Annotated in this window: 3 protein-coding genes; all 3 read right to left on the bottom strand. The window is 66.8% G+C overall.

Going from position 1 to position 2,382, the window contains the following annotated elements:
* Window positions 1-81: 81 nt before the first annotated feature.
* The 3 genes from rplL to ACWF94_RS38805 all read right to left on the bottom strand — a co-directional run bounded on the left by rplL (window position 82) and on the right by ACWF94_RS38805 (window position 2,340).
* Window positions 82-465: a 50S ribosomal protein L7/L12 gene (gene rplL / locus ACWF94_RS38815; RefSeq protein WP_453499740.1), complete on the bottom strand. Its 384-nt coding sequence runs from the start codon at window positions 463-465 to the stop codon at window positions 82-84.
* Window positions 466-576: 111 nt separating this feature from the next.
* Entirely contained in the window at window positions 577-1,107 is a 531-nt protein-coding gene (gene rplJ, locus ACWF94_RS38810) for a 50S ribosomal protein L10 (RefSeq protein WP_453499738.1), read from the bottom strand.
* 336 nt (window positions 1,108-1,443) lie between these two features.
* Entirely contained in the window at window positions 1,444-2,340 is an 897-nt protein-coding gene (locus tag ACWF94_RS38805; protein ID WP_453499736.1) for a hypothetical protein, read from the bottom strand.
* Window positions 2,341-2,382 lie beyond the last annotated feature (42 nt).

The raw sequence follows: 2,382 nt of genomic DNA, 5'->3' as shown, positions 1-2,382 counted from the left end.
CCCTTCGGCGGGGCCCGGCCCTTAGAAAGCCCAGGGCCGGGCCCTGGGAGCCCCTGAGGGCTCCCGGGGGACTTCAGGGGGTCACTTGACCTCGACGGACGCGCCCGCGGCCTTGAGGGACTCGGCAGCCTTCTCGGCGGCCTCCTTGGCGACCTTCTCAAGGACCGGCTTCGGAGTGCCGTCGACGAGGTCCTTGGCCTCCTTCAGACCCAGGGAGGTCAGCTCACGCACGACCTTGATGACCTGGATCTTCTTCTCGCCGGCGCCGGTGAGGATGACGTCGAACTCGTCCTGCTCCGGGGCGGCCTCGGCGGCCGGGGCACCCGGGCCGGCGACGGCCACGGCGGCCGGGGCGGCGGCGGTGACGTCGAACTTCTCCTCGAACGCCTTCACGAACCCGGCAAGGTCAAGCAGGGTCATTTCCTCGAACTGCGCGAGCAGGTCATCCTGGCTGAGCTTCGCCATGATGGGCGATCCTTCCACTATTCGGCTGGTGCCGGTTGTCTGTGTCGGCGGGCGTACTGACGGCCCGCTGCGATTCAGCGCGGGAGGCGCTGGATCAATGCGCGAGCCGAATTACTCGGCACCGCCCTGCTCGGCCTTCTGGGCCCGAAGCGCCTCCGCGGTGCGGACGAACTTCGACGGAAGCGCCTGGAAGAGCGCGGCAGCCTGGGACTGCTTGCCCTTCATGGCGCCCGCCAGCTTGGCGAGCAGAACCTCGCGGGACTCAAGGTCCGCGAGCTTCTTGATCTCATCGGCGGACAGCGCCTTGCCGTCAAGGACACCGCCCTTGATGATCAGGTTCGGGTTGTCCTTGGCGAAGTCACGGAGACCCTTCGCCGACTCCACCGGGTCACCGGTGACGAAGGCGACAGCTGTCGGACCGTTGAACAGGTCGTCGAGCGTGTTGATCCCGGCCTCGTTGGCCGCGATCTTGGTCAGCGTGTTCTTCACCACGGCGTACTGGGCGTTCTCACCGAGCGAACGGCGCAGCTCCTTGAGCTGGGCCACGGTGAGACCCCGGTACTCGGTCAGCACAGCGGCGTTCGAGCTGCGGAACCTGTCCGTCAGCTCGGCTACCGCGGCAGCCTTGTCGGGCCTTGCCATGAGGGTCGGCCTCCTTCCGGGTGATGAGGACCGCGCGGACCCGAAGGAGAAGGCGAACAAAACGAAACGCCCCGGCGCAGGCGCACGGGGCGTAGCTCGACCGAAAGCGAAATCCGGGAGCTGTCCACAGTCACCTGCGCAGGTCGTCCGCAGTCAGCGGATCCTTCGGTTGCCGCGCTCTCTGACGAGCACACGGCAACGACCAGCGGTCTTTGGCTTCCGGTGAAGACTACGCGAACGCTGCCCGCCCAGGCAAATCGCCCCTGTCCCTGGCGACAGGCGGCCCCCTGCCCGGGGCCGCCCCTGCCGGTGGTGTGACTCTCGGGTGCCCTGCCCCTACGCCTCGGACGGGTCCTTGGTCTTCTCGCCGATTTCCTTGAGCAGCTTCATCAGGTCGGTGGTCTCACCGGCCGGAGGAGCCTGGACCGACGCCTTGGCCCCGTAGTCCGAGTAGGTCGCGACGAGCTTCATCTTGCCCTCGGCGGAGTCGATGCCGATGTCCATCTTGACCGGGTAGTCGTCCTTGTTGACCCAGACCTCGGTGTCGTACCCCTTGATGCCCGCCTTCTTCATCTGGGCGATGAGGTCGTCGCGCTCCTTCTTGTCGAGCACCTTCAGCGACTTGTTGGAGGCGATCATCTCCTCCATGGTCAGCGTGCCCTTGTAGTGCTCCGTGGCGACGCCGTCGATCTTCTCCTCGCCGACGCGCTTCACATTCGGCGAGTCGAGCAGCAGGGCCATCTGCTTGGAGGGGTCCTGGTCCATGGAGTCCAGGCCACCGGTCATCTGCTTCTGGAGCGCCTTGTTCTCGGACAGCTCGGCAGCGGCGGCGAGGTCGAGCTTCATCCAGCGCTTGCCGTCCATCTCCTTGGCCAGCTTGGCGCCCCCGTCCACGTACATGATGTTCTTCACCCACACCATGCGCATCTCTTCCGGGCCCCCGGCGGCAGCGCCCATCCCGGCCCCGGACACCGTCATGTCCATCACCGTCGGGTTCCAGCCCATCACACCGGACGCCTCTACGGCCCCCGAGCCCGCGGCACCCGCGGGCGGCGTGATGGTCATCTTGAACTTGGCCGACTTCGCGTCGGACGTCTTGTTGAACGCGGCCGTGAGCACCTGCGTCACGGACCGGTCGCCCTCGCCCTTGGTTGTGCCGCAGCCCGCCGCACCCGCGACCAAGGCCACCGCCGTCAGCGAGAAACCCGCGCGCTTCCATGCGGTCTTGCTCATGTCCCCACCCCTGATTGTTTTTTGCGAACCCCTGAACGGTAG

It is taken from the genome of Streptomyces sp. NPDC055078 (assembly GCF_053607985.1).
This window is presented reverse-complemented; position numbering and strand designations above follow the sequence as displayed.